Annotated in this window: 20 protein-coding genes; 8 read left to right on the forward strand and 12 right to left on the reverse strand. The window is 66.8% G+C overall.

The window, feature by feature from the left end; all coding sequences use genetic code 11:
• Window positions 1–22: 22 nt before the first annotated feature.
• The 4 genes from GYH34_RS06315 (at window position 23) to GYH34_RS06330 (ending at window position 4,255) form a co-directional block, all read left to right on the forward strand.
• Entirely contained in the window at window positions 23–619 is a 597-nt protein-coding gene (locus GYH34_RS06315; protein ID WP_108916219.1) for a LemA family protein, read from the forward strand.
• 80 nt (window positions 620–699) lie between these two features.
• Window positions 700–1,491, forward strand: a complete 792-nt coding sequence (locus tag GYH34_RS06320; RefSeq protein WP_174242376.1) for a TPM domain-containing protein — start codon at window positions 700–702, stop codon at window positions 1,489–1,491.
• A complete protein-coding gene (locus GYH34_RS06325) occupies window positions 1,491–2,096 on the forward strand; it encodes a TPM domain-containing protein (RefSeq protein ID WP_161912826.1) in 606 nt (201 codons plus the stop codon). The genes GYH34_RS06320 and GYH34_RS06325 overlap by 1 nt, the downstream gene beginning before the upstream one ends.
• 593 nt (window positions 2,097–2,689) lie before the next feature.
• Window positions 2,690–4,255, forward strand: coding sequence for a L,D-transpeptidase family protein (locus GYH34_RS06330; RefSeq protein WP_244635293.1), 1,566 nt, complete (start codon window positions 2,690–2,692; stop codon window positions 4,253–4,255).
• Window positions 4,256–4,303: 48 nt separating this feature from the next.
• Here GYH34_RS06330 and GYH34_RS06335 read toward each other — a convergent pair whose 3' ends face one another.
• The 3 genes from GYH34_RS06335 to GYH34_RS06345 are packed head-to-tail and all read right to left on the reverse strand — an operon-like array spanning window position 4,304 to window position 9,912.
• Window positions 4,304–5,629, reverse strand: a complete 1,326-nt coding sequence (locus tag GYH34_RS06335) for a TolC family protein (RefSeq protein ID WP_161912827.1) — start codon at window positions 5,627–5,629, stop codon at window positions 4,304–4,306.
• Window positions 5,630–5,634: 5 nt separating this feature from the next.
• A complete protein-coding gene (locus tag GYH34_RS06340) occupies window positions 5,635–8,775 on the reverse strand; it encodes a CusA/CzcA family heavy metal efflux RND transporter (protein ID WP_161912828.1) in 3,141 nt (1,046 codons plus the stop codon).
• Between the two features lie 12 nt (window positions 8,776–8,787).
• Window positions 8,788–9,912: an efflux RND transporter periplasmic adaptor subunit gene (locus tag GYH34_RS06345; RefSeq protein ID WP_161912829.1), complete on the reverse strand. Its 1,125-nt coding sequence runs from the start codon at window positions 9,910–9,912 to the stop codon at window positions 8,788–8,790.
• Between the two features lie 131 nt (window positions 9,913–10,043).
• Between GYH34_RS06345 and GYH34_RS06350 the strand changes: the two genes are divergently transcribed.
• Both GYH34_RS06350 and GYH34_RS06355 read left to right on the forward strand, forming a co-directional pair.
• Window positions 10,044–10,706 (forward strand): response regulator transcription factor, encoded by a 663-nt coding sequence (locus GYH34_RS06350; protein ID WP_161912830.1) that lies wholly within the window; start codon window positions 10,044–10,046, stop codon window positions 10,704–10,706.
• On the forward strand, window positions 10,703–12,055 hold the full coding sequence (locus GYH34_RS06355) for an ATP-binding protein (RefSeq protein ID WP_161912831.1): 1,353 nt from the start codon (window positions 10,703–10,705) through the stop codon (window positions 12,053–12,055). The genes GYH34_RS06350 and GYH34_RS06355 overlap by 4 nt, the downstream gene beginning before the upstream one ends.
• Window positions 12,056–12,062: 7 nt before the next feature.
• Here the strand turns inward: GYH34_RS06355 and GYH34_RS06360 are convergent, their stop codons facing one another.
• The 8 genes from GYH34_RS06360 to GYH34_RS06395 form a co-directional block, all read right to left on the reverse strand.
• The gene (locus tag GYH34_RS06360; RefSeq protein ID WP_174242377.1) at window positions 12,063–13,319 is read right to left on the reverse strand and encodes an Hsp70 family protein; all 1,257 of its coding nucleotides are present in this window, start codon (window positions 13,317–13,319) and stop codon (window positions 12,063–12,065) included.
• A 354-nt stretch (window positions 13,320–13,673) separates the two neighbouring features.
• Window positions 13,674–14,051, reverse strand: a complete 378-nt coding sequence (locus GYH34_RS06365) for a 6-carboxytetrahydropterin synthase (protein WP_161912832.1) — start codon at window positions 14,049–14,051, stop codon at window positions 13,674–13,676.
• The gene (gene queE / locus GYH34_RS06370) at window positions 14,048–14,680 is read right to left on the reverse strand and encodes a 7-carboxy-7-deazaguanine synthase (RefSeq protein WP_161912833.1); all 633 of its coding nucleotides are present in this window, start codon (window positions 14,678–14,680) and stop codon (window positions 14,048–14,050) included. Before queE ends, GYH34_RS06365 begins: the two co-directional genes overlap by 4 nt.
• Window positions 14,681–14,753: 73 nt before the next feature.
• Window positions 14,754–15,092 carry a type II toxin-antitoxin system RelE/ParE family toxin gene (locus GYH34_RS06375; RefSeq protein ID WP_161912834.1) on the reverse strand — a complete coding sequence of 113 codons (339 nt, stop codon included), beginning with the start codon at window positions 15,090–15,092 and terminating at the stop codon, window positions 14,754–14,756.
• Between the two features lies 1 nt (window position 15,093).
• Window positions 15,094–15,327, reverse strand: a complete 234-nt coding sequence (locus GYH34_RS06380; protein WP_161912835.1) for a hypothetical protein — start codon at window positions 15,325–15,327, stop codon at window positions 15,094–15,096.
• Between the two features lie 60 nt (window positions 15,328–15,387).
• Window positions 15,388–15,753, reverse strand: coding sequence for a cytochrome c (locus tag GYH34_RS06385; protein ID WP_161912836.1), 366 nt, complete (start codon window positions 15,751–15,753; stop codon window positions 15,388–15,390).
• Window positions 15,754–15,893: 140 nt separating this feature from the next.
• Window positions 15,894–17,360: a HAMP domain-containing sensor histidine kinase gene (locus GYH34_RS06390; protein WP_161912837.1), complete on the reverse strand. Its 1,467-nt coding sequence runs from the start codon at window positions 17,358–17,360 to the stop codon at window positions 15,894–15,896.
• A complete protein-coding gene (locus GYH34_RS06395; protein ID WP_161912838.1) occupies window positions 17,357–18,100 on the reverse strand; it encodes a response regulator in 744 nt (247 codons plus the stop codon). The genes GYH34_RS06390 and GYH34_RS06395 overlap by 4 nt, the downstream gene beginning before the upstream one ends.
• Window positions 18,101–18,356: 256 nt before the next feature.
• On the opposite strand from GYH34_RS06395, the gene GYH34_RS06400 reads away from it, so the two are divergent.
• Entirely contained in the window at window positions 18,357–19,733 is a 1,377-nt protein-coding gene (locus tag GYH34_RS06400) for a glycosyltransferase family 1 protein (RefSeq protein WP_161912839.1), read from the forward strand.
• A 44-nt stretch (window positions 19,734–19,777) separates the two neighbouring features.
• Complete coding sequence (locus tag GYH34_RS06405) at window positions 19,778–21,097, forward strand: MFS transporter (protein ID WP_161914916.1); 1,320 nt, start codon at window positions 19,778–19,780, stop codon at window positions 21,095–21,097.
• A 38-nt stretch (window positions 21,098–21,135) separates the two neighbouring features.
• On the opposite strand, the gene GYH34_RS06410 is transcribed toward GYH34_RS06405, so the two are convergent.
• Window positions 21,136–22,059 carry a DUF6492 family protein gene (locus tag GYH34_RS06410; protein ID WP_161912840.1) on the reverse strand — a complete coding sequence of 308 codons (924 nt, stop codon included), beginning with the start codon at window positions 22,057–22,059 and terminating at the stop codon, window positions 21,136–21,138.
• Window positions 22,060–22,130: the final 71 nt, after the last annotated feature.

The raw sequence follows: 22,130 nt of genomic DNA on the forward strand, positions 1-22,130 counted from the left end.
GACGTCATGAGGAGACTTTCGGATGAATTTTTCCTTCCGCTGGCCGTCTCTGCTGGCCGCTCTCTTCCTTGCTCTCTCGCTATCGGGCTGCGGCTACAACACGATTCCGACGCAGGAGGAGGAAGCCAAGGCCAAATGGGCCGAGGTGGAGGCGCAATATCAGCGCCGCGCCGATCTCATCCCCAACCTCGTCGCCACCGTGCAGGGCTACGCCAAGCATGAGAAGGACGTGCTCACCGCGGTGACGGAGGCGCGCGCCCACGCCTCGCAGGCCAAGGTCGATGTCTCGCAGCTCACCGATCCTGAAAAATTGAAGCAGTTTCAGGAGGCGCAGGCGCAGCTCTCCGGCGCGCTGGGGCGGCTGCTCGCCGTCAGCGAGGCCTATCCCGATCTGAAATCCAACACCAACTTCCTGGCCTTGCAGTCGCAGCTCGAAGGCACTGAGAACCGCATCAATGTGGCGCGGCGCGATTACATTCAGGCGGCGCGGGAGTTCAACACCTCGCTGCGCACCTTCCCGACGCTGCTCTGGGCCAAGACCGTCTTCGCCGGAACCAAGCCGCTCGCCGAATTCACCGCCAACGCCGGCGCGGAGCAGGCGCCCACGGTGAAGTTCTAGAATCTTTTTGCAATGGGAGATCGCCGCTGATGCCGTCGCTTCCTTCGTGGCCTTCGCGTCGCCGCGGCGTCTTCGCCACGATGCGAGGGACACGAAGCCTCGCTCTGCTGGTCTTTCTCCTTTTGCCGGCGCTCGCTTGCGCGGCGCTCGATTTTCCCGCGCTCACCGGCCGCGTCGTCGACGACGCCCATATTATTCCGCCGGCGGCGCGGCAGGCGGTCGAGACGAAATCGAAAGAGCTGGAGGAGAAGTCCGGCATTCAGCTCGTCGTCGCCACCGTGCCGTCACTGCAGGACACGGATATAGAAACTTTCGCCAATGGCCTGTTCCGCTTCTGGAAGCTCGGCGAGGCGAAGGCCAATAATGGCGTCTTGTTCCTCATCGCGCCCAATGAGCGCAAGATGCGCATAGAGGTCGGCTATGGGCTCGAGGGCACGCTCACCGACGCGCTCTCCAAGGTCATCATCGCGACGGCGGTGACGCCGAAGTTCAAGACCGGCGATTTCGGCGCCGGAATCGAGCGCGGCGTCGATGGAATCGTCGAAGTGCTGAGCGGCGATTCCGCCGAATGGGAAAAGCGCGTGAAAGTGCGCGCCGAGCATTCCGAGCCGGGCTTCGACGAGATCGTGCCTTTCATCATTTTCCTGCTCTTCATGTTCGTCTTCTTCTCCATGCTCGCCAACGCGCGCGGCGGCGGGCGGCGCCTCTATCGCGGCGGGCGTGGGCCGATCATCTATTTTCCGCCGTCGAACGACAGCTGGTCCGGCGGCTCCTCCTGGGGCGGCGGCGGTTCCTCCTGGGGCGATGGCGGCGGCGGATTTTCAGGCGGCGGCGGCTCGTCGGGCGGCGGCGGCGCCTCGGGGGATTGGTGATGCCCATTTCGGAAGCGGATAAAGAGCGCATAGCGGAGGCGATCGCCGCCGCCGAGCGGCGCACGGCGGGGGAGATCGTCTGCGTCTTGGCGCGCCGCTCTTCCGATTACGCCTATGTGCCGCCGCTGCTGGCGGCGCTCATCGCGCTCGTCGCGCCCTGGCCGCTCGTCTTCTTCACAGAGCTCGGCGTGCGGCTCATTCTCGCCGTTCAGATTCTCGTCTTCATCGGCGCGGCGCTGCTGTTCTCGCTGCCGCCCTTGCGGCTCGCGCTGACGCCGCGCTTCGTCAAGCGCGAGCGCGCCCATCGCGCGGCGATCGAGCAATTTTTCACGCGCGGCGTTTCGGCAACCAAAGAGCGTACCGGCGTGCTCATCTTCGTCTCGCTGGGCGAGCGCTATGCGCGCATCGTCGCGGATGAGGGGATAGCGGCGAAAATTCCGCAGGAGGATTGGCGCGCGGCGCTCGATCTTCTGCTCGCGCGCGTGCGCGAGGGGCGCATCGCCGACGGCTTCGTCGATGCGATCGGCGAATGCGCGCGGCTTTTGTCGAAACATGTGCCGCCCGGCGGCCATGAGGAGCTGCCGGACCGGATCTACGTGATTTGAAAAATCCCGGAGACGCCGGGGGCGCTCCGGGAAGTCGCGCGAGGAGAAGGCTCTCAGCCGATCAGCCGGGTGAGCTGGTGAAGGACGATGATGAAGAAGGCGAGCGCGCCGACGATGCCGGCGACGGCTTTGAAGAGCTCCGCATTGCTGTGCATGACGATTCTCCCTCTATGCAATTTTTTTTGTGACGACGACGCTGCGCATCGTCGTGGAGAAAACTGCGCCGCGCTTTCATCGCCGACAATTGCGCGCGCCTGCGGCAGAATGGCGCGAAGCGCTCGAGCGAGTTGAATTTGCGGCGGAAAGCGCGGCGGCTACAAAAAGTCGCGCCCAGCTAATTGCGAGACGGGCGCGCGATAGCCGCAACTCGACTCCGTCGCCGCCGCGTCGTTAATGGAAAAGCAATCTTCGTGGCGGGGCGGGCGAGCTATTCCAAGCATTAACCCGTTTACGTTAATATACGTAAGGCGCGAGTCGAGAGCGGCGCGCGTGAGCATTGGTGAGCGGATCGCCCGCGTGACAGCGTGGCGCCGCCCGGTGGCGTGAGGCAGAAGAGCATGGTGTTCCGCGGCAGTTTCGCGCGTGCGTCTGTTTTGGCGTTCGCAGTCGGGCTCGGTTCGTCCTCTGGCGCCGCCGCCGAGCCGCGCGCGCCTTTCCGCGCGCCGCTCACCATCGCGCCGCCGCCGCTGGTGCGGCAGCTCGAGGTGTCCTGGCTGCGTATGGAGGAACCCCCGGCCGACATTTTCGCGCCGCCGACGACATCGGCGCTGCTTCCCATCGTCAACTCCACTGCGCTCGCCGTGCTTCCCGCCGGCGGCGGCTTCGATGTCGCCGAGGCGCTGCTCAGCGAGGAGCAGCGCGCTTTCGCATTCGCGCTCGACTCCTGGGCCGGCGCCGCGCGCGGACTAGAGCAGCGCGCGCGGCGCAGAGCGGTCGCCGCTTTTTATGCGCAGCGCGCCTATAAGCCGCTGTGGCGCGAGGCCGGCGCCTGGCGCGCCTCGGCGCCGGCCGCGATAGAGCGGCTGAGCCGCGCGCGCGACGATGGTCTCGATCTGCGCGGCCTCGCCTATCCTTCGGAGACGAAGCTCGGCGGCGATGCGGATGAGCTCGCATTGTCGGAGGCGGTCGTCGCCTATGCGGCTCAGGCCTCCGGCGGACGCATCGATCCGCGGCGCCTGTCGCGTCTCATCGGCGCGCATCCCGCTCTGCCGGAGGCCGGCGCCGTGATCGCGACCATCGCCGCCGCAGGATCGCGCGCGGGCGATGTTCTGCAAGACTATAATCCGCCGCATGAAGGCTATCGCGCACTGCGGGGAAAGCTCGTGGAGTTGCGCAGCGCCGGCCTGCCGGAGCTCGACAGGCGTTTCGCCGAGGCCGCGCATTCGGTCGCGCATGACGCCGCCCCGGGCCGCGAGGCGCCGAGCGCGCCGCCGCGCCGCTCCAACGCGCAGGTGGAGGCGGAGATCATCGCCAATATGGAGCGCTGGCGCTGGCTGCCGCGCGATCTCGGCGAGAGCCGCATAGAGGTGAACATCCCCGATTTCGAGCTGGCTCTGGTGCGCGACGGACATGTCGCGCATCGCGCCCGCGTCATCGTCGGTAAGGAGGGCACGCCGACGCCGCTGTTCTCCGATAAGATGCAATTCATCATCGTCAATCCCTATTGGAACGTGCCGCCGTCGATCCTGACGAAGGAGATGCTGCCCAAATTCGGCGGCGATCTCGGCGCCATCGCCGCGCGCGGCTATGAGGTGATCACCCGCAAGGGGCAAACTTTCGTGCGGCAGAAGCCCGGCGAATCCAACGCGCTCGGGCGCATCAAATTCATGTTCCCGAACGACTTCTCCGTCTATTTGCACGACACGCCCAATCATGCGCTGTTCGCTTCGGCGCATCGCGCCCTCAGCCACGGCTGCGTGCGCGTCGATCAGCCCTTCCGCCTCGCCGAGGCGGTGCTGGGGCCGGGCAGCGGCTGGCCGGAGGAGCGCGTGCGCAAGCTCGTCGGCTCCAGCGAGCGCTATATAAATCTCGCGCGACCGCTGCCGATCCACATAGAATATTTCACGGCATTCGTGGATGAAGCGGGACGCCTGCAATTGCGCGGCGATCTCTACGGCTATTCCGCCAAGGTGCGGCAGGCGCTGGGGCTCGAGGGGTAGTCTCTCGGAGAAAATGGGACGCGCTTCGCAAAGAAGCGGGACAGCGCGTCACAGAGTCGGCGCGTAGCCGAAGGCTTGATTCAAGCGCGACAATGCGACGCCGAGATCGATGGCCGCGCTCGCCCGCGCGCGCTGCGCGTCGAGCTGCAATTGGCGCACGCGATAGAGATCGAAAGCGTTGATCTCGCCGAGCCGGAAGGAGCGCCGCGCGAGATCGAACTGCTCGCTGGCGACCGAAAGGCGCTTGGCGGCGAGGCCGTCGGCGCGCCGCGCCGCGGCGACGGCGGCGCGGGCGGCGTTGATCTCCGCTGCGACGAGCCTCTGCGCGCGGCCGAATTCGGCGTTGGCGCGATCGAATTCCGCCTGCGCCTCGGCGATGCGCGGAATGTTGCGGCCGGGCGTCGGCAGCGGAATGCGAAAGCGCACGCCGACCGTATTATTGTTGGAGCGGATCGGATCTTCGGTGGCGGGCTCTGTGCCTTGCTCATTGCGGCCGAAGATGGCGATCTCCGGATTGTCGATGAAGCCCGTCTCGATCAGCCGCATCTGCGCCTGCGCCTTGGCGAGCGCGGCGATCGGCGCGCGTAGCGCGGGATGATCCTCCGGCGGGCGCGCCGGCAATGGCGCCTCCAGCGTTCCATCCGGCGTGGCGCCGTCGGTCAGCACCTCATAGGCGGCGCGCGCGGCCTTGGCGGCGGCGTCGGTCTGCGCCACTTCCGTCTCGGCGGCGAGCGTCTCGTTGCGCGCGAGCAATTCGTCTTGCGCGGCGTTTTCGCCGAGATCGACGCGCCGCTTCATGTCATTGCCGATATCGCGCGCCGTCGCCAGACGATCGCGCGCGATGGCCGCGTCTTTCGCCGTGCGTTGCGCCGTCCACCAGGCGTCGCGCACCAGCGCCGCGACATCGAGCCGGCGCAGCGCCAGACGCTCGACGATCTCGGCGACGCCGGCGGTGACGTTGAGCTCATAGGCCTCGCGTTCGCCCGGCAGCCAGATCGGCATTCCGATCTCGAGCTCGGATTCGCGATAGCCCTGCACATTGCCTTTGACGCGCTCCTGCCGCGAGCCGCCGAAGAAGGGCGAGCCGGGCGTGAAGGAATTGGCCTGGGCGTAGCGCGAGGCCACGGCGCGGCGTTGCGCCTCCAGCGCGGCGCTCTGCGCATCTATGCCGATCGCCTGATCGAGATGGCGCGTGAGCACGAGGCCGAAGGGCTTGCCCGGCGGTTTCTGCTTCGGTTTCGGCTTCGGCTTAGCCTTCGCCTCTATGCCCGGCGGCAGCGGCGAGACAGTGAGCTTGGGCTGCGTCTGCGCGGCCGCGCTCGCGGCGAGAACAAGGACGAGCGTGGTCGAAAGAAGCGGAGGAATACAACGCATGGTTTTCATCGACGCTGAATCCGCCAGCGGGAGTCCGGCGCCGTGGTCGTTGCGGGCTGCGTCGCGGCGCGCTTGCGCAGCAGACGCTTGAAGTCGAAGCGATCGTAGAGAATGGGCAAGAGCAGCAGCGTGAGCGCGGTGGCGGTGACGAGGCCGCCGATGACGACGATGGCGAGCGGCCGTTGGATTTCTGCGCCCGGACCCTTGGCGAAGAGGAAGGGCGCGAGGCCGAGCGCGGCGATGGTCGCGGTGAGCAGCACCGGGCGCATGCGGCGGCGCGCGCCTTCACGCACGGCCTCTGGTATGGCGCGGCCCTCGGCGACGAGCTTGTTGATATAGGAGATCAGCACCACGCCATTGAGCACGGCGATGCCGATGAGCGCGATGAAGCCGACGGAAGCGGGCACGGAGAGGAACTCGCCGGAGAGCCACAGGCCGATGACGCCGCCGATCGCCGCGAAAGGCACGTTGCAGAAGACCAGCGCGGCCTGAGACATAGAATTGAAGGTGAGATAGAGCAGCAGAAAGATGAGCCCCAGCGCCAGCGGCACGACGATGGCGAGCCGCGCCGAGGCGCGCTGCTGGTTCTCGAACTGTCCGCCCCAGACCAGCTCATAGCCCGGCGGCGTATGCACCTCCTTGGCGACGGCGGCCTTGGCCTCGTCGACGAAGCCGACGAGATCGCGTCCCGTGACATTGGAGAGCACGGTGGCGTAGCGCCTCGCCTCTTCGCGGATCACCTGTATCGGGCCATTTTCTGTGTGTATGTCGGCGAGTTGCGACAACTCCACCACCTTGCCGTCGGCGGAGACGACCGGCAGGCGCGCGTAATCCACCGGCGAGCGGCGCGACACCGGATCGCCGCGAATGACCAGCGGCGTGCGCACCGGACCCTCGAGCACGAGGCCGACCTGCGTGCCGTCCACCCATATGCGCAGCCCGTCCTGAATCTCGCTGGCGTTGAGGCCGAAGCGGCCGGCGGCCAGACGATCGATCCGCGTCGTGAGATAGCGCATGCCGTCGTTCTGCAGCGCGAAGACGTCGCGCGAGCCTTCGATCTTGCGCAAGGTCCCGGCGATCTCGCGGGCGAGGCGGTTCAATTCGTCGATGTCGTCGCCGAACACTTTCACCACGACGTCGCCGCGCGCGCCGATGATCATCTCCTGCACGCGCATGTCGATCGGCTGCGAGAAAGCGTAGGAAATGCCAGGGAAAGTGTCGAGCACCTGGCGCATCTCGCCGAGCAGCCAGGCCATGTTGGGCTCGCGCCATTTGTCCATCGGCGCGAGCGTCAGGAACATGTCCGTCTCGTTGAGGCCGACGGGGTCGATGCCGAGCTCATCGGCGCCGGCGCGCGCCATCACGCCCTTGATCTCCGGCACGCGCGCCATCAGCGCGCGCTCGATGCGCATATCGGTCTCGGCGGTCATGTCGACGCTGATGGTCGGATGCTTGCGCACGGTGATGACGGGCGTGCCCTCGTCCATCACCGGCATGAAGGTCTGGCCGATGTGATTGGAGGCGAGCAGCGCCAGAGCGAGGCCGACGGTCACGGCGGCGCCGACGACCATGGGCCGGCGCAATGCGCGCTCGAGCAGCGGATCGTAGAAGGCGGAGATTTTGCGCACGAGCCAGGGCTCGTCGCTGCCGCCGGCGCGCAGCAGGGTGGCGGCGAGCGCCGGCACAACGGTGAGCGAGAGAATGAGCGCCGAGCCCATGGCGAAGGCGATGGTGAGCGCGACCGGCGCGAACAGCCGCCCCTCCAGCCCCTCGAGCGAGAGTAGCGGCAAGAAGACGGTGATGATGATGACGGCGCCGGAGACGAGCGGGACGGCGACCTCGCGCGTCGATTCGTAGGTGACGCGGATGCGGTCTTGCAGATCGGCCTTCTCCATCCCGGCGAGGCGATGCTCGACATTCTCGACGACGACGACGGCGCAATCGACCAATATGCCGATGGCGATGGCGAGGCCGCCGAGCGACATGATGTTGGCCGAGAGCCCGTAGAGCCGCATGATGGCGAAAGTGGAGAGCGCGGCGAGCGGCAGGATCAGCGAGACGACCACCGCCGCGCGCAGATTGCCGAGGAAGAGGAAGAGCAGAATGACGACGAGGACGATGGCCTCGATCAGCACTTTCTGCACGGTCCACACGGCCTTGGAGATGAGCTCGCTGCGGTCGTAGAAAATCTCGACCTTCACGCCCTCCGGCAGGCGCGGCTTCAGCTCCTCGAGCTTGGCCTTGACGCCGGAGACGACCGTGCTGGCGTCGGCGCCGCGCAGGCCGAGCACCAGCGCCCATACCGCCTCGTCCTCGCCATTGCGCGTGGTGACGCCATTGCGGGCCAGCGCGCCATTGCGAACCTCGGCGACATCGCCGACGCGCACGATTCCGGTCGGCCGCGCGGCGACGACGACGGAGCGTATGTCCTCGAGCGTGCGCAGCCGTCCCTCGGCGCGCACCAGTAGCGCCTCCTCGCCGTCGCGCACGCGGCCGGCGCCGTCGTTGCGATTGTTCTCCTCGAGCGCGTCCTTCAGCATCTTGACCGTGATGCCGCGCGCCGCCATGGCGGAGGGCGAGGGAGCGACCTCGAAAGTGCGCACGAAGCCGCCGAGAACATTGACGTCGGCGACGCCGGGCAGGCCGCGCAATGCGGGACGAATCGTCCAATCGACGAGGCTGCGCTGCTCTGTCGGCGTGAGCCCGCCGCCGACGAGGGTGAACATCAGCATTTCGGCGAGCGGCGTGACGATGGGCGCGAGGCCCCCCGAGGCGCCCGCCGGCAATTGGTCGGCGACCGAGGCGAGTCGCTCGTTCACCTGCGTGCGCGCCCAGAAAATATCGGTGCCTTCGCTGAACTCGAAAGTGAGCAGCGCCACCGAATAGCGCGTCGTCGAGCGCATACGCACGAGATTGGGAATGCCGCGCGCGGCGATCTCGATCGGCGCGGTGACGCGGTTCTCGAGCTCTTCCGGCGTCAGGCCGGGCGCGCGCATGGAGACGAGCACCTGCGCCGGCGCGACATCGGGAAAAGCGTCGATCGGCAGCTTGGAATAGGCGTTCGCGCCCCAGACCGCGAGAGCGATCGCGGCGAGAAAGACGAGGAGCCTCTGGCCGAGCGCCGCTTTGATGAGTTTATCGAGCATGTCGCCTTTCGCTCACTTAGCGCTCGGATCCTTGGCAGCCAGCTCGGCGAGCAGGGTCAGCATTCCGCGCGTCGCCACCTGATCGGAGACGGACAGCGGCCCCTGGATCGACGCATATTGCGGCGTCTCCGAGACGAGGGCGACCGGCACGGCGCGAAAACCATCCGCAGAGCGCAGAAACACCCAGTCCTTGTCGCGATAATGGACAACGGCGTCGGCCGGCACGCGCCAGAGCGTCCCGCCCGTTCCTTTGATGCGCAGAATGGCCTGCACCGCCTGTCCCGGTCGAATCGGGGATTTGCCGGGCGAGAATTCCGCGACTGCGGTGACCGATTGCGTCGCCGGATCGACGGTGCGGCCGATGCGGATGAGCTTGCCCTCGACGCCATGGCTCGGCAGCACGACCTTGTCCGTGCGGTCGAGGCCGGCGGCGCGGCCGGTCGGGATTTGCAGATTGACCCAGATCGGCCTGAGCCGCGCGAGGGTGACGAGCGGAGCGGCGGCCATCACGCGGTCGCCGACCGTGGCGTGGCGGGTGAGAACGACGCCGGACACCGGCGCGCGCACGGTGAGCGCCGCGCCGAGTTTGCGCTCTTTGCGCAGCGTCTCGATCGCCTGCTCGCTCATGCCGTCGAGCGCCAGCAACTGGCCGCGCTCGTCCAGCAGCGAGCGCGCCTGCGCCGCCTCGGCGCGCGTCACCAGCAGGCGGCGCTCGGCGATGATGCGCTCCTTGTAGAGCTGCTCGTCGCGGCGCAGCTTCTCATTGGCCAGCGCGGCGTCGGCGGCGGCCTGGAGGAAAGCGCGCTGCGATTCGATCAGCTCGGAGGATTTCAAGGTGGCGATGGGGTCGCCCTCCTTCACCTCCTCGTCCGGCGAGACCAGAATAGTCTCGACGAGGCCGGCGGCGGGAGCTGCCACCATGCGCAATTGCTGCGGCGGAACCACCACGACTCCCGGCACGACCAGCTCATCCGAGCCGGAGCTTTTTTCCACCGGCTTGGTCTCTATGCCCGCGGCCTGGATATCCTGATCGCGCAGCGGAATGGCGATCTCATCCGCAGCGACGGCCACGCTCGCGAAAAGCGCGCCGGCTAAGCCGACGATGACGGCAAGATGCTGAAACTTTTGTATGTTCATTCCGCCTGGAACCGGTCTTTGCGTCGGCGCGCAATTTCGCTTATCGAAGCTGACGAAAAGCTGACGAGCTCGAACTCGACGCTGACGCACAACCGAAGTTCGAGCAGAGCATAGCACCGTAGCCCTGTGACATGCGAATTTTACTGGTGGAAGACGACGAGCGCATTTCCCGCGATGTGGCAAAAGCTCTGCGCGCGGCGGGTTATGTCGTCGACAGCGTCGACAATGGCGAGGAGGCCTGGTTTCTCGGCGATACGGAAAATTTCGCCGCCGTCATTCTCGATCTCGGCCTGCCGGGGCTCGACGGGCTCGCCGTGCTGGAGCGCTGGCGCGAGCAGGGCCGCCGCATGCCGGTCTTGGCCTTGAGCGCACGCGGCTCCTGGAGCGAGCGCGTCGCCGGCATAGACGCGGGCGCCGATGATTATCTTCCCAAGCCGTTCCAGCCGGAGGAATTGCTCGCGCGGCTGCGCTCCATCATTCGCCGGTCGGCGGGCCACGCCTCCTCGGTGACGCGCAATGGCGCGCTCTCGCTGGACGAGCGCAGCATGACCATCAAGATCGACGACGCCGCGGTCGAGTTGACGGCGATCGAATATCGCCTCGTCGCCTATCTTCTGCATCGCCGCGGTCAGGTCGTGCCGCAATCCGATCTCGCCGAGCATGTCTATGGCCATGACCAGCAGAGCTCCAACGCCGTCGAGGTGCTGATCGGCCGCGTGCGCAAGAAGCTCGGCGCGCAGGCGATCGAGACCAAGCGCGGCTTCGGCTATCTGATGCCCGATCTCGACCGATGAGAACGCGCTCGCTGCGCCTGCGGCTGTTTCTCTTCGGAGCCGCCGCCATCGCCGGCGCGCTGGCGCTCGCCGGCTTCGTGCTGGCGCTGCTGTTCGAGCATCATGTCGAGCGCACGATGGACGACGACATAGAGACCTATGTCCGTCAGCTCGTCTCCGATCTCGCGGTCGATTCCGATGGACGGCTGCGCGTCATCACCGCGACGCCGGACCCGCGTTTCGCGCGGTTTCGCTCGGGCTTCTATTGGCAGGTGGCGAGCGACGACAGAAGCGACGTCGAGCGTTCCGCCTCGCTCGGCGAGGAGGCGCTGGAGTTCTCCGGCCGTTGCGAGAGCGGCGAGCGCATCTTCTATCATCGCCTGCGCGGGCCTTGGGGCAATGCTCTGCTCGGCGGCGAGCGTTGCGTCGCGCTCGGCGGGACGGCGGCGTCGCGCCTGCGCGTGCTGGTGGCGCTCGATCTCTCCGGCGTCGCCCGCGCGCGGGACGCTTTTGCAGCGGAGCTTTTCGCCGCGCTCTTTCTGATCGCGATCGGCCTGACCTTCGCCACCTGGATTCAAGTCGGGCTCGGCCTCGCGCCGCTCGCGGGGCTCGGCGTCGCGGTGAGCGAGATCGCCAAGGGACGTCGTCGCCGGCTCGATTCGCCGGCGCCGCCGGAGGTGTGGCCGCTCATCGACGAGGTGAACGGATTGCTCGACGAGCGCGACAAGGAGATCGAGCGCGCGCGCAATCGCGCCGCCGATCTCGCCCATGGATTGAAGACGCCGCTCACCGCGCTCGCCGCCGACGCCCGGCTCTTGCGCGAGAAGGGCGAGACCGAGATCGCGCGCTCGCTCGATCGCATCGGCGACGCCATGCATCGCCATGTCGCGCGCGAGCTGGCGCGGGCGCGCAGCCGCGGCGTCGCGCGGGGCGGCGCGCCGACGCCGGTCGCCGAAGTGGTGGACGCGCTGGCCCGCACGCTCGCCTCGGCGGGGACGGAGGCGCGTTTCGAAATGCGCATCGCGCCGCAGGCGCGCATCGCCGTCGATCGCGTCGATCTGATGGAGATTCTCGGCAATCTGATGGAGAACGCGGCCCGCCACGCGCGCGAGCGCATTCGCATCTCTTTCGGGGGCGGGCTTTTTATCGTCGAGGATGACGGGCCGGGCCTGCCGGAGGGCAGCGAAGCGCTGATCCGCCGTCGCGGCGGCCGGCTCGACGAGACCGGCGGCGCCGGCCTCGGCCTCGCCATCGTGCAGGACGTTCTCGACGCCTATGGCGCCGATATGCGCTTCTCGCGCTCGGCGCTCGGCGGGCTGCGCGTGGAGGTGGATTTGTCCGGCGCCGCCGAATCTCCTGCGGCGGGCTGAGCGCGGCTCAGCCGAATTTCAATCCCGAATCGATCGTCAGCCCGACGCCGACGCTGGCGAACTTGTCGCCGCGCACGATCTTGGCCTGCGGCGTATGCACGAGGCAGGCGCGCTCGATCGCCGGAATGAAAGTGCTGCCGCCGGTGAAGAACACCGTATCTACATCCGCCGCCTTCACGCCCGCCGCCTTCAGGCAGCGCGCGACGCAATCGGTGAGCTTGCGGCATTCATTGGCGATCGTCTCCTCGAACAGCGCGCGCGATGTTTCGATCAGCAGCGCCTCGTCCAGATAGGCGAGGTCGATCGCCGCCGTCGCCGCCTCGGAGAGCACGATCTTCGCCGCCTCCACATCGCCAGCGACGCGATGGCCGGCGCGATCGTCTATGGCCTTGATGAAACGCTCGACCTTCTCCGGCTCGGCGGCGATGGCGCGCAGCTGCTTCAATTCCTCGAGGCTCTTGTTGTTATAGAGGAAGGCGATGCGATGCCATTGCGCGAGATCGTGGAAATAGCCATTGGGCAGATCGAGCTCGGGGCGCTTCCTCTGCCGCGTCTGATAGCCGAACAAGGGCATGACCTGCTTGAGGCTCAGCCGGTAGTCGAGATCGGTGCCGCCGACATGGACGCCGGAATTGGCGAGAATATCGTCCTTGCGGTCGATCTTGCGCCGGTTCTTCGGCGAGACCTTCACAATGGAGAAATCGGAAGTGCCGCCGCCAATGTCGGCGATCAGCGCGATCTCCTCCCGCTCGATGCGCCGCTCGTAATCGAGCGCGGCGGCGATGGGCTCATATTGGAAGAGCACCTCTTTGAAGCCCTGCGCGCGGGCGGCGGCGGCGAGCTGCTCCTGGGCGGTGCGATCGGCGGCCTCATTATCGTCGACGAAGAAGACCGGGCGGCCGAGCACGGCGTTCTCTACGGCTGCGCCGGCGCTCAGCTCGGTCTTGTCCTTCAAATGGCGCAGAAAGCTGCCCAATATCGCCGTGAAGGCGACGCGCTTGCCGCCGGCGGCGGTGGTCTCGTGAATGAGCGAGCCGCCCAAAATGCTCTTGATGGCGCGAAACAGACGGCCGTTCTCGCGGTCGATATAGAGCGAGATGGCGGAGCGGCCGAAGCCGAGCTTTCCGCCATAGGCGGGGTAGAAAATCGCGCTCGGCAGCGAGACGCTGTCGCCCTCGAGCGGCACGAGCCTCGGCTCGCCCTCGGCCATATAGCCGACGGAGGAGTTGGAGGTTCCAAAATCGATCCCGCAAGCGAGGCTCACGCGATTGTCTCCTTCATATTCGCCGCGCCAGCGCAGAGCGAAAAACGCGCCGCCGCGCCGACGAGCGTCGGCCGGATGACGGAGCTATGGGGGGTGTCGGCTTTGAGGCGCGGCCGCGGGGAGGGCGGCCGTCCAAATCTGGCGCGGAAACTGCAATTTTTCGCGCGATTTTGCAAATGGGCGGGCGCGCGATTCAGATGCCTGGCACGTCTGGCGCTTCCACCTCCCCCTCGAGGGGGGAGGTCGAGCGCGAATGCGCTCGGGAGGGGGTGACGCCCCGAGTTTCTGCCGCGGCGCCCCACCCCGGACCGCTTCGCGGTCCGACCCTCCACCTGAAGGGGAGGGTGGGCGCCCTCACTGCTTCTTCAGCACGCAGCCTTCATTGCAGGTGTCGCGGAAAATGCCGACCTCGTTGATCGCCGGCAGGGACGGCTCGAGGTCGTTCCATATATAAACGCAGAGATTTTCGAGCGTCGGCTTGCCGAGGCCTTCCAGCTCATTGAGGAAGGAATGGTCCAGCCGCTCGCGTAGCTGCTGCAGCCGCGCGCCGAGCTTGCCGAGGTCCATGACCCATTCCTCGCCGTCCTGGCGCGGGCCGCGCAAAGTCACCCGCACGCGGAAGGAATGCCCGTGCAGATTGCGGTATTTCCCGCCGGTCGGGTGGTCCGGGTCGTAGAGGGCGTGCGCCGCCTCGAAGCAGAACTCCCGATAGACTTCGAACAGAACCGTCATTTCACCCCGATGGCCTTATGCGTCTGATGCGAGAACCGCCAGCGCGGATGCGCGAGGCAATAGTCGATCGCCGCCTTCGTATTGCGCAAACTCTCCGGCCCGTCCATGGGCTGGAGCAGGAAATGATCGAAGGCGAGCCCCTCGAACAGCTCCGGCTCGGCGCCTTTTTGCGGATAGACGAGCTTGAGCTCGTCGCCTTTGGTCTGGACCAGCGGCGCGCCCGCCTTGGGGCTGACGCAGATCCAATCGACCGCCGGCGGGACGGGAATCGTCCCATTGGTCTCGATCGCGATCTCGAAACCCTCGGTGTGGAGCGCATCGAGCAGCGCGGCGTCGATTTGCAACATCGGCTCGCCGCCGGTCAAGACGACGAAACGCCGCTCGCGATCTTCCCCCCAGAGTTGCGCCAAATGGGCGGCGAGGGCTTCGGCGCCCGAGAATTTCCCGCCATTCTCGCCGTCGACGCCGACGAAATCCGTGTCGCAGAAGCGGCAATCGGCGGCGCCCCGGTCGGCCTCACGGCCGCTCCAGAGGTTGCAGCCGGCAAAACGGCAGAAGACGGCGGCCCGCCCGGAATGGCGGCCCTCCCCCTGCAGCGTCTTGAAGGCTTCCTTGACCGCATAGGCCATGGTTTTTGGGTCCCGTGGAGCGATCGGGACTGATTAGGGCCTCGCGCGGCGGGGGTCCAGCGGGGAGGAATTTTTAAGCGTCGGGATCTCGGTCGAAAGGTTCCGAGACGGCTTCGATATCGCGAGCGCCGTGAATGATATGGACGATATATATGCCGCTGCGCGGGCCGTCTTGATCCGCATAACGCAGCAGTATCACATAATTTCCGAAGGGAATGCTGCGATAGTCTCGGCCGAGTTCCGGCCTCGGCCGGCCGAGTAGGCCCGGCAGGGATGCGAGCTTCTCACAATAGGCGACGAGCCTATCGACGAAGTTTTCCGCCACGGAGCGACTGCCGCTCTCGCGGGCGATATGGGCGGCGATTTCCGCCAGGGCGCGGCGAGCCGCAGCACGATAGACGAGCCGGGTCACGTCAGTGGTCTGACGTCCGCTGCTCGGCGGCGAGACGATCGCGCGCGAAGCGCTTCACCGCGTCGGCGTCGAAGGCTCCGCCTTCCGCCTCGGCCGCGGCCAGTTCGGCGCGTAGCTCGGATAGCTTGATGCGATCGACGGCGTAACGGATCGCCTCTTCTGCGCTCGCGAAGCGGCCGGCCGCCAGCGCGGCTTCCACCCATTGGGCGGCGTCGGGAGTCAATTCGACCTTCATGAGCGGCTCCGGCCGAGGATCATGGCGCAGAGCCTATCATGGAAGGCGCGTTCTGTCGCTTCACCCGTTTTTCGGCCGCTCGTAGCGGTCTATGCCCTGCTCCGGCTCGCGCGGGCGCGGGTCGAGGCTGCGGATATAGGCGACGATATCGTCGATCTCCCGCCGCGAAAGATGCATGTCCGGCATTTTGGGATGCGGATCGACCAGGAAATTGGCCAGGGCCTTGGCGTCTGTCCGGCGCTGGGCGACATCGGCGAAGGAGGGGGCGTCGGCGTTGGCGGTCTTCTGGGCGCTCGTCACCACATGGCAGGCGGAGCACCAGCGCTCGGCGACGCGCTTGCCATGGGCGGAGTCGGCGGCGGCGGCCGGCGCGCAAAAAACCGCGAGCAGGGCCAGCGACGGAAAGAGGCGGCGCGAGAGTTTCATGCGGGGCTCCTCCTCATTGTCGGCGAGAGCGGGCGCGTCGCCCGACTCGCAGAAGAGTCATGAGACCACGAATCCGCGCCGCCGAGAATCGCGGGTCGCGCCGAGGGGCCGCGACCAGACAGCGCAGGCGCGGGCGCCGATCAGGCCGCCCCGGCCTCGGCTTTTTCGGCGGGTCGCAGCGTCACCCTGGCGACGAGGCCGTGCGGCTCGCGATCGAGCAGCCGCAGGGAGCCGCCCGCCTCCTCGACCAGGGCGCGCACGATGGAGAGGCCGAGGCCGAAGCCGGCGTGCTCATTGAGATTGCGCCCTGGCCGGCCGCGCACGAAGGGCTCGACGACCTCGTCCTTCTCCGCGTCGGGAATGCCCGGACCGTCGTCGGAGACGTCGATCTGGACGCCCTCCTCGGCGCCGCGCGCCACCGAGATGACGACGTGCCGCCCATGGGTGACGGCGTTCTCGATGAGATTGGCGAAGACGCGCTGCAGATCGACGAGCGAGCCGTTCACCATGCGTCGCCCGTCGCCCTCATAGGCGACGTCATGACCGAGATCGGCGAATTGATCGGCGACCGTCTGCAGCACGCTGTCGAGATCGACGATCTCCTGTGTATGACGGTAGCGCTCCTCGCGCAGATAGAGGAGGTTCTTGTAGAGCATCGAATCCATGAGATCGACGTCATGCAGCATTTTGGCGCGCAAGGGCGCGTCGTCAATGAATTCGGCGCGCAGCCTCATGCGGGTGATAATGGTGCGCAGATCATGGCTGATCGCCGCCAGCACGCGCGAGCGCGCCGCGATCATCGCATAGATGCGCGCCTGCATGCGGTTGAGCGAGCGCGTGAGGTCGCGCACCTCCTGCGGGCCTTTCTCCACCAGCAGCGCGCTCTCGCACGACTCGCTGGGGAATTTCTCGGCCCGGCGGGCGAGCTCGACGAGCGGCGCGACGACGGCGCTCGATGTCCAGAGAGTCAATATGGCGGCGCAGATGAGGAAGAAGAGCGCCGAGCCGAGCCATATGCCCATGGGGGGCGGCGGCGCCGGGCCGCTTTGCGGCGGGGGAGGCGGTGAGCCTACCGGCTGCGCGCCTGAAAAATCGCCCGGCGGGGGGTCGCGGGGGCCGCCGTCGCCGAATCCTTCCCGCCGCGACTCGCGTGAAATGGGCGCGAGCGTCAGATAGCCGCCCTTGCGCAGCGCGATCGCGAGACGACGGCCGTCGGGCGCGACGTTGAAGACCTCCGCTTCGGGCCAAAGGCGTCCGCGCAGAGTGATCGGCGAAGGCTCGCTGCGGGTAGCCTGCGCCGCAGGCGGGCGATCATTGGCGAGGCTCGGCCGCAATCCATGGGAGAGATCGTCGAAAGCGGCGATGAGCCGCTCGCGCTCGGCGATGGATGCGAGATCGAAGGCCCAGGCGAGAGCGGAGGCCGTCTCGATGGCGGCGACATGCGATGGCGGCGGCGCCCGATCCTTGCGCGCGGCGTCGCGATCATATTGGAAGAAATGCACCGCGATCGCCACGCAGGCGTGGAACAGCACGATGGACGCGAGCACCAGAATAGCGATCTGACCGGCGAGATGATCGGGCCGCAGCGTGCGCCAAAATCGTGTCACGCGCGCACCACCTGCGGCGTGAACAAATAGCCTTCCGAGCGGATGGTCTGAATATAGCGCGGGTTCTTCGGGTCGCTCTCCATCTTTTGCCGCAGCCGGCTTATGAGCACGTCTATGCTGCGCTGAAAGGGGCCGGCGGTCGGGCCATGCGTCAGATCGATGAGCTGGTCGCGCGTCAGCACGCGATTGGGCCGCTCGCACAGCGCGTAGAGGAGATCGAATTCGGCGCTGGTGAGCGCCACTTTGGTGCCGGCGGGCGTCGTCACCTGATGCGCCATTATGTCCACGCGCCAGCCCTCGAAGAGATAATAGCGCGAGCTCGTCTCGTCGCGGCCGGCGAAGGCGGCGCGCGCGCGGCGCAGCACGGAGCGGATGCGGGCGAGCAATTCGCGCGGGTTGAAGGGCTTCACCAGATAATCGTCGGCGCCCATCTCGAGGCCGAGAATGCGGTCGACGTCCTCGCCCTGCGCGGTGACGATGACGATCGGCAGATTGCGGTCGGCGCGCAGCCTGCGGCAGATGGAGAGGCCGTTTTCGCCCGGGAGATTGAGGTCGAGGATCACGAGATCGAACTCGCGCTTGGCGAGCGCCGTGTCCATCGTCGCGCCATCGGCCACGACGGCGACGTCAATCTGATGGGTCTGCAGATAGCGAGAGATCAAATCGCCGATTTCGGCGTCGTCCTCGACCAGGAGGATCGCGTCTGTCTTCGTCACGTCGAGCGCACCAGCGGGAATCATGCGGCGGCGTGTCCGTCGCGGAGTCGAGACCTATCCCGTCAATGTGTCTCGATCGTTTCCAGGTCGACGAGATTGCGGACGTGAGCAAGGCGTTTTTTCGCCCTTTTCGAGACGCTGCGCGCCGCCGTTCGGACACCCGCCGCGAAAAATCGGAAAAACTGCGGAAAAGCCGGCGCGCGACAGTGCGGATCGCGCCTCGCCCCTGCTGCGTCTTCCATGCGGGGCTCCGGCGAGCGTGGAGTTCGAGGAGGGTCGAATGGATCAGGCGTCTCGCATCGCCGCTTATCTGGCGAGGGAAGCTCTCGAGGATTTTCGCGACCGCACGACCTATGAGCTCGATCCGGTGAGCCGCTTTCTCTATGCCAGAGCCAAGGAATTCTATTGGACGCTCACGCGGCTCGCGGGCCTCGCGCATCTGCACGACGGCGCGTATCGGCGCCCTGCGCGGAGAGCGGAGCCGAGAGCGCCTCTCACAGATTTCGCCGCGCCGTTGAAACGGCCGCGCGTGCTCGTCGATATGACGGCGACGCATCGCTACGGGCTCGAGACCGGCATTCAGCGCGTGGCGCGGGAGATCGCGCGCTGGGCGGTCGCCAGCGGCGCCGGCCTTCCTGTCGTCATAGAGGAGGGAAGGCTCGTCTCCTATTACAGCCACGCCGCTCTGCCGCCCAAGGTGGAGATCGCGCCGGGCGACAAGTTTCTGATGCTCGACGCGAGCTTTCACGACGTCGACGAATATGCGCCGATCATGCGCCGCGTCTCGGCCGAGGGCGGGCAGAACGTGCTCGGCCTCTATGATCTCATTCCGCTGCTTTATCCTGGCGCGATCAGCCCGGGACTCTATCTCGATTTTCGGCGCTGGTTCGACACGATGGTTCCGAGCTGCGACGCGATCGTCTGCATCTCGCAGAGCACGGCGCAATCGCTGGTCGGCTATTTGCGCGCCCATTCCTATCCTGCGGATGCGTTGCGGCGCGTCGGCTGGTGGCGGCTCGGCGCGGATTTCGCCGCGACGGAGGCCGCGCCCGGCCGCAAGGCGGCGTCCATTGCCGCGACCTGTGCGCCGCTCTTTCTGAGCGTCGGCACGCTGGAGCCGCGCAAAGCCTATCCGATCGCGCTCGAGGCGTTCGAGCGGCTGTGGCGCGCCGGAGTCGATGCGCGCTATGTCATCGTCGGCTGCGTCGGCTGGCAGGGTCGGCTGCTCGCGCGCCGCATTCGCGACCATGAGGAATATGGCCGGCGGCTCTTCTGGCTCGATGACGCCGACGACGCCTCTCTGCGTCATCTCTATGCGCAGGCGCATGGGCTGGTCTCGGCCTCGATCGCGGAAGGCTTCGGCCTGCCGCTGGCGGAGGCGGCCTTTCACGGGCTCCCGGTCATCGCCAGCGATATTCCCGCGCATCGCGAGATCGCCGAACAAGGCGCGACCTTCTTCCCGCCGCTCGACGCCGCCGCGCTCTCCATGCGGCTTCGCGAGGCGCTGATGCGGAACTGGTCGACGCAGAACCACGGGGGGCGCATCGTCACCTGGCGGGAGTCGACGCAGGAGCTGTTGGGCATGATCCGCACCGACGCTTATCAATGGCGCTTCGAGCGCGGCGGTTTCCGCGCCGATGCGCGGATTTGCGTCTGAGCCGGCGCCGGCCCATAGTCTCCCGCGACATGTCGCGGGAGACTATGGGCGGATCGGCGGAAACGATCGAGGAAGAGAGTCTCGCCGACGCCGCGCGCCGGCTGAAGGCGATCGTCATCGGCTCGCTCGGCAATCTCGTCGAATGGTATGATTTCTACGTCTATTCCGCTTTTTCGCTCTATTTCGCCAATTCCTTCTTTCCGGGCGACGATCCGGTCGCGCAAATGCTGTCGAGCGCCGGCGTCTTCGCGCTCGGCTTTTTCATGCGGCCGATCGGCGGCGCATTGTTCGGCGAGATCGGCGATCGTTTCGGGCGCCGGCGCGCGCTGACGCTTTCCGTTCTTTTGATGTGCCTCGGCTCGCTCATCGTCGCCGCCACGCCCGGCTATGCGACGATCGGCGAGGCGGCGCCGGCGCTGCTCCTCTTCGCGCGGCTGCTGCAGGGCCTCAGCCTCGGCGGCGAATATGGCTCGTCGGCCACTTATCTCTGTGAGATGGCCGCCTCGCGCCGCCGCGGATTCTATTCGAGCTTTCAATATGTCACGCTCATCGGCGGGCAGCTGACGGCGCTCTTGGTGCTGCTCGTCCTGCAAAACCTCGTCTTCACGCCGGAGGAATTGCGCGCCTATGGCTGGCGCATTCCTTTCGCGATCGGCGCGGGGCTGGCGTTGTTCGCGCTGCTCATGCGGCGCGATCTCGAGGAGACCGAGGCTTTCGCTTCCGCGGCGTCGCCGCGGCGGCGCAGCTCCTTGCGCGCGCTCTTATCCTATCCGCGCGAGGCGGCGACAGTGGTCGGGCTGACCATGGGCGGCACGCTCGCCTTCTATGTCTACACCACCTACATTCAGAAATTCCTGAAGCTCTCGGCCGGTTTGAGCGATGCGCAGACGACGTGGATCGGCGCCGGCTCGCTCATTTTCGCCATGGCGCTGCAGCCGGCCTATGGCGCTTTGTCAGATCGCATCGGCCGGCGCCCGCTGCTCATCGCCTTCGGCGTGCTGGGGACGCTCTTCACCGTGCCGCTGATGACGGCGATCCAGACCGCGCGCGATCCTTGGACGGCTTTCGCTCTGGTGCTGGCGGGCTGGCTCATCGTCGGCGCCTATACGTCGATCAATGCGCTGGTGAAGGCGGAGCTGTTTCCGGCCTCGGTGCGGGTGACGGGCGTCGCCGTGCCTTATGCGATCGCTGTGTCTTTCTTCGGCGGCACGGCCGAATATGTCGCGCTCTGGTTCAAGAGCGCGGGGCGCGAGAGCTGGTTCTATTATTATGTCAGCGCGGCGATCTTCTGCTCGCTGATCGTCTATGCGCTGATGCCGGAGACGCGCACCGCCTCGCGTATCGATGCGGAGCGCGCCCGCTGAAATATTCCTCGTCCCGCCTCGCCGGGAGCGATAATCCGTCAGGCGGCGCCGCCAGCGAGCCGCGGCGCGAAGGGCGAAGCGGCCGCGGGTAGGGCGAGGCCGGCCGCCTCGCGAATGGCCTGCACCGGCGTGCGGGAGAAGGATTCGACGCAGAGCGCGATCTTCGAGGTCGCGGCGCCGTCGAGCAGAGTGGCGAGGCCGGCGCGATCGAGCGGCTCCTCGTCCCAATAGGCGACGGCGAGGCTCTGCGGCACGATCTCATGCGCCGCCATCAGCCGCGGCGAATGGCGCACGAACTGTCCATAGAGCAGATATTCGGAGAAGGCGCGCGTGCGGCACAGCGCCAGGAACCAATCGATCCCGGTGGCCTCCTCGATCGCCCGCGTCATGGCGCGCACCGCATCCTTGTCCCAGACGATGAGATTGCCGATGTGATCGTCGGCCGGAAAGCTGCTCGGCGGCAGGCCGAGCAGCCTGTCGCTATTGGCGATCCATTTGGAATGCAGCGGCGCATCGGCGGAGATCGCCCCGCGCGCGATATAGAGCGGCGAGCGCGCGCCGCCGGCATAGGCGCCGATATCGAAGCGGCGGATGATGACATTGTCGGAATCGACGATGCAGAAGCGCTGCTCCGGCAATTGCAGCACGGCGGCGATCTTCAGCATCTGCTGAACATGCCAGCCATGCACAGGCCGCGAGCGGAAGGACCACCACACGCGCCGTCCGTTGCGCAGCAGGAAGGGCGGGACCAGCCGCAGCCAGCGCGGCAGCAAGCGCGAGCACGGCAGGATGACGCGGCGGGGGCCGGCGAATTCCGCGAACAGCTCCATATCGTCGTCATTGACGATGACATAGTGTCGCTCATAGCCGGTGAGGCGGTGGTCTATGCTCTCACAGAGCAGAGCGAAGCGCTCGCGGTCGGCGCGATGGGGGGGCGTGATGAGCGCGATCGGTCGTTCCATAGGCGTTCCCCCGATGACATTGGAGCAGGCCGCCGCCGTGCCATATTGGGACAGTCGTCCGGTTTCTCGCA

The sequence above is a fragment of the Methylosinus sp. C49 genome (assembly GCF_009936375.1).
Classification (GTDB): domain Bacteria; phylum Pseudomonadota; class Alphaproteobacteria; order Rhizobiales; family Beijerinckiaceae; genus Methylosinus.

Coding starts and splice junctions, on each gene's coding strand:
- GYH34_RS06335 (WP_161912827.1), bottom strand. CDS start 5,629: ATGCGTTGTATTCCTCCGCTTCTTTCGACCACGCTCGTCCTTGTTCTC.
- GYH34_RS06345 (WP_161912829.1), bottom strand. CDS start 9,912: ATGAACATACAAAAGTTTCAGCATCTTGCCGTCATCGTCGGCTTAGCC.
- GYH34_RS06405 (WP_161914916.1), top strand. CDS start 19,778: ATGGGCGGATCGGCGGAAACGATCGAGGAAGAGAGTCTCGCCGACGCC.
- GYH34_RS06355 (WP_161912831.1), top strand. CDS start 10,703: ATGAGAACGCGCTCGCTGCGCCTGCGGCTGTTTCTCTTCGGAGCCGCC.
- GYH34_RS06315 (WP_108916219.1), top strand. CDS start 23: ATGAATTTTTCCTTCCGCTGGCCGTCTCTGCTGGCCGCTCTCTTCCTT.
- GYH34_RS06340 (WP_161912828.1), bottom strand. CDS start 8,775: ATGCTCGATAAACTCATCAAAGCGGCGCTCGGCCAGAGGCTCCTCGTC.
- GYH34_RS06365 (WP_161912832.1), bottom strand. CDS start 14,051: ATGACGGTTCTGTTCGAAGTCTATCGGGAGTTCTGCTTCGAGGCGGCG.
- GYH34_RS06325 (WP_161912826.1), top strand. CDS start 1,491: ATGCCCATTTCGGAAGCGGATAAAGAGCGCATAGCGGAGGCGATCGCC.
- queE (WP_161912833.1), bottom strand. CDS start 14,680: ATGGCCTATGCGGTCAAGGAAGCCTTCAAGACGCTGCAGGGGGAGGGC.
- GYH34_RS06400 (WP_161912839.1), top strand. CDS start 18,357: ATGGATCAGGCGTCTCGCATCGCCGCTTATCTGGCGAGGGAAGCTCTC.
- GYH34_RS06350 (WP_161912830.1), top strand. CDS start 10,044: ATGCGAATTTTACTGGTGGAAGACGACGAGCGCATTTCCCGCGATGTG.
- GYH34_RS06385 (WP_161912836.1), bottom strand. CDS start 15,753: ATGAAACTCTCGCGCCGCCTCTTTCCGTCGCTGGCCCTGCTCGCGGTT.
- GYH34_RS06410 (WP_161912840.1), bottom strand. CDS start 22,059: ATGGAACGACCGATCGCGCTCATCACGCCCCCCCATCGCGCCGACCGC.
- GYH34_RS06380 (WP_161912835.1), bottom strand. CDS start 15,327: ATGAAGGTCGAATTGACTCCCGACGCCGCCCAATGGGTGGAAGCCGCG.
- GYH34_RS06395 (WP_161912838.1), bottom strand. CDS start 18,100: ATGATTCCCGCTGGTGCGCTCGACGTGACGAAGACAGACGCGATCCTC.
- GYH34_RS06320 (WP_174242376.1), top strand. CDS start 700: ATGCGAGGGACACGAAGCCTCGCTCTGCTGGTCTTTCTCCTTTTGCCG.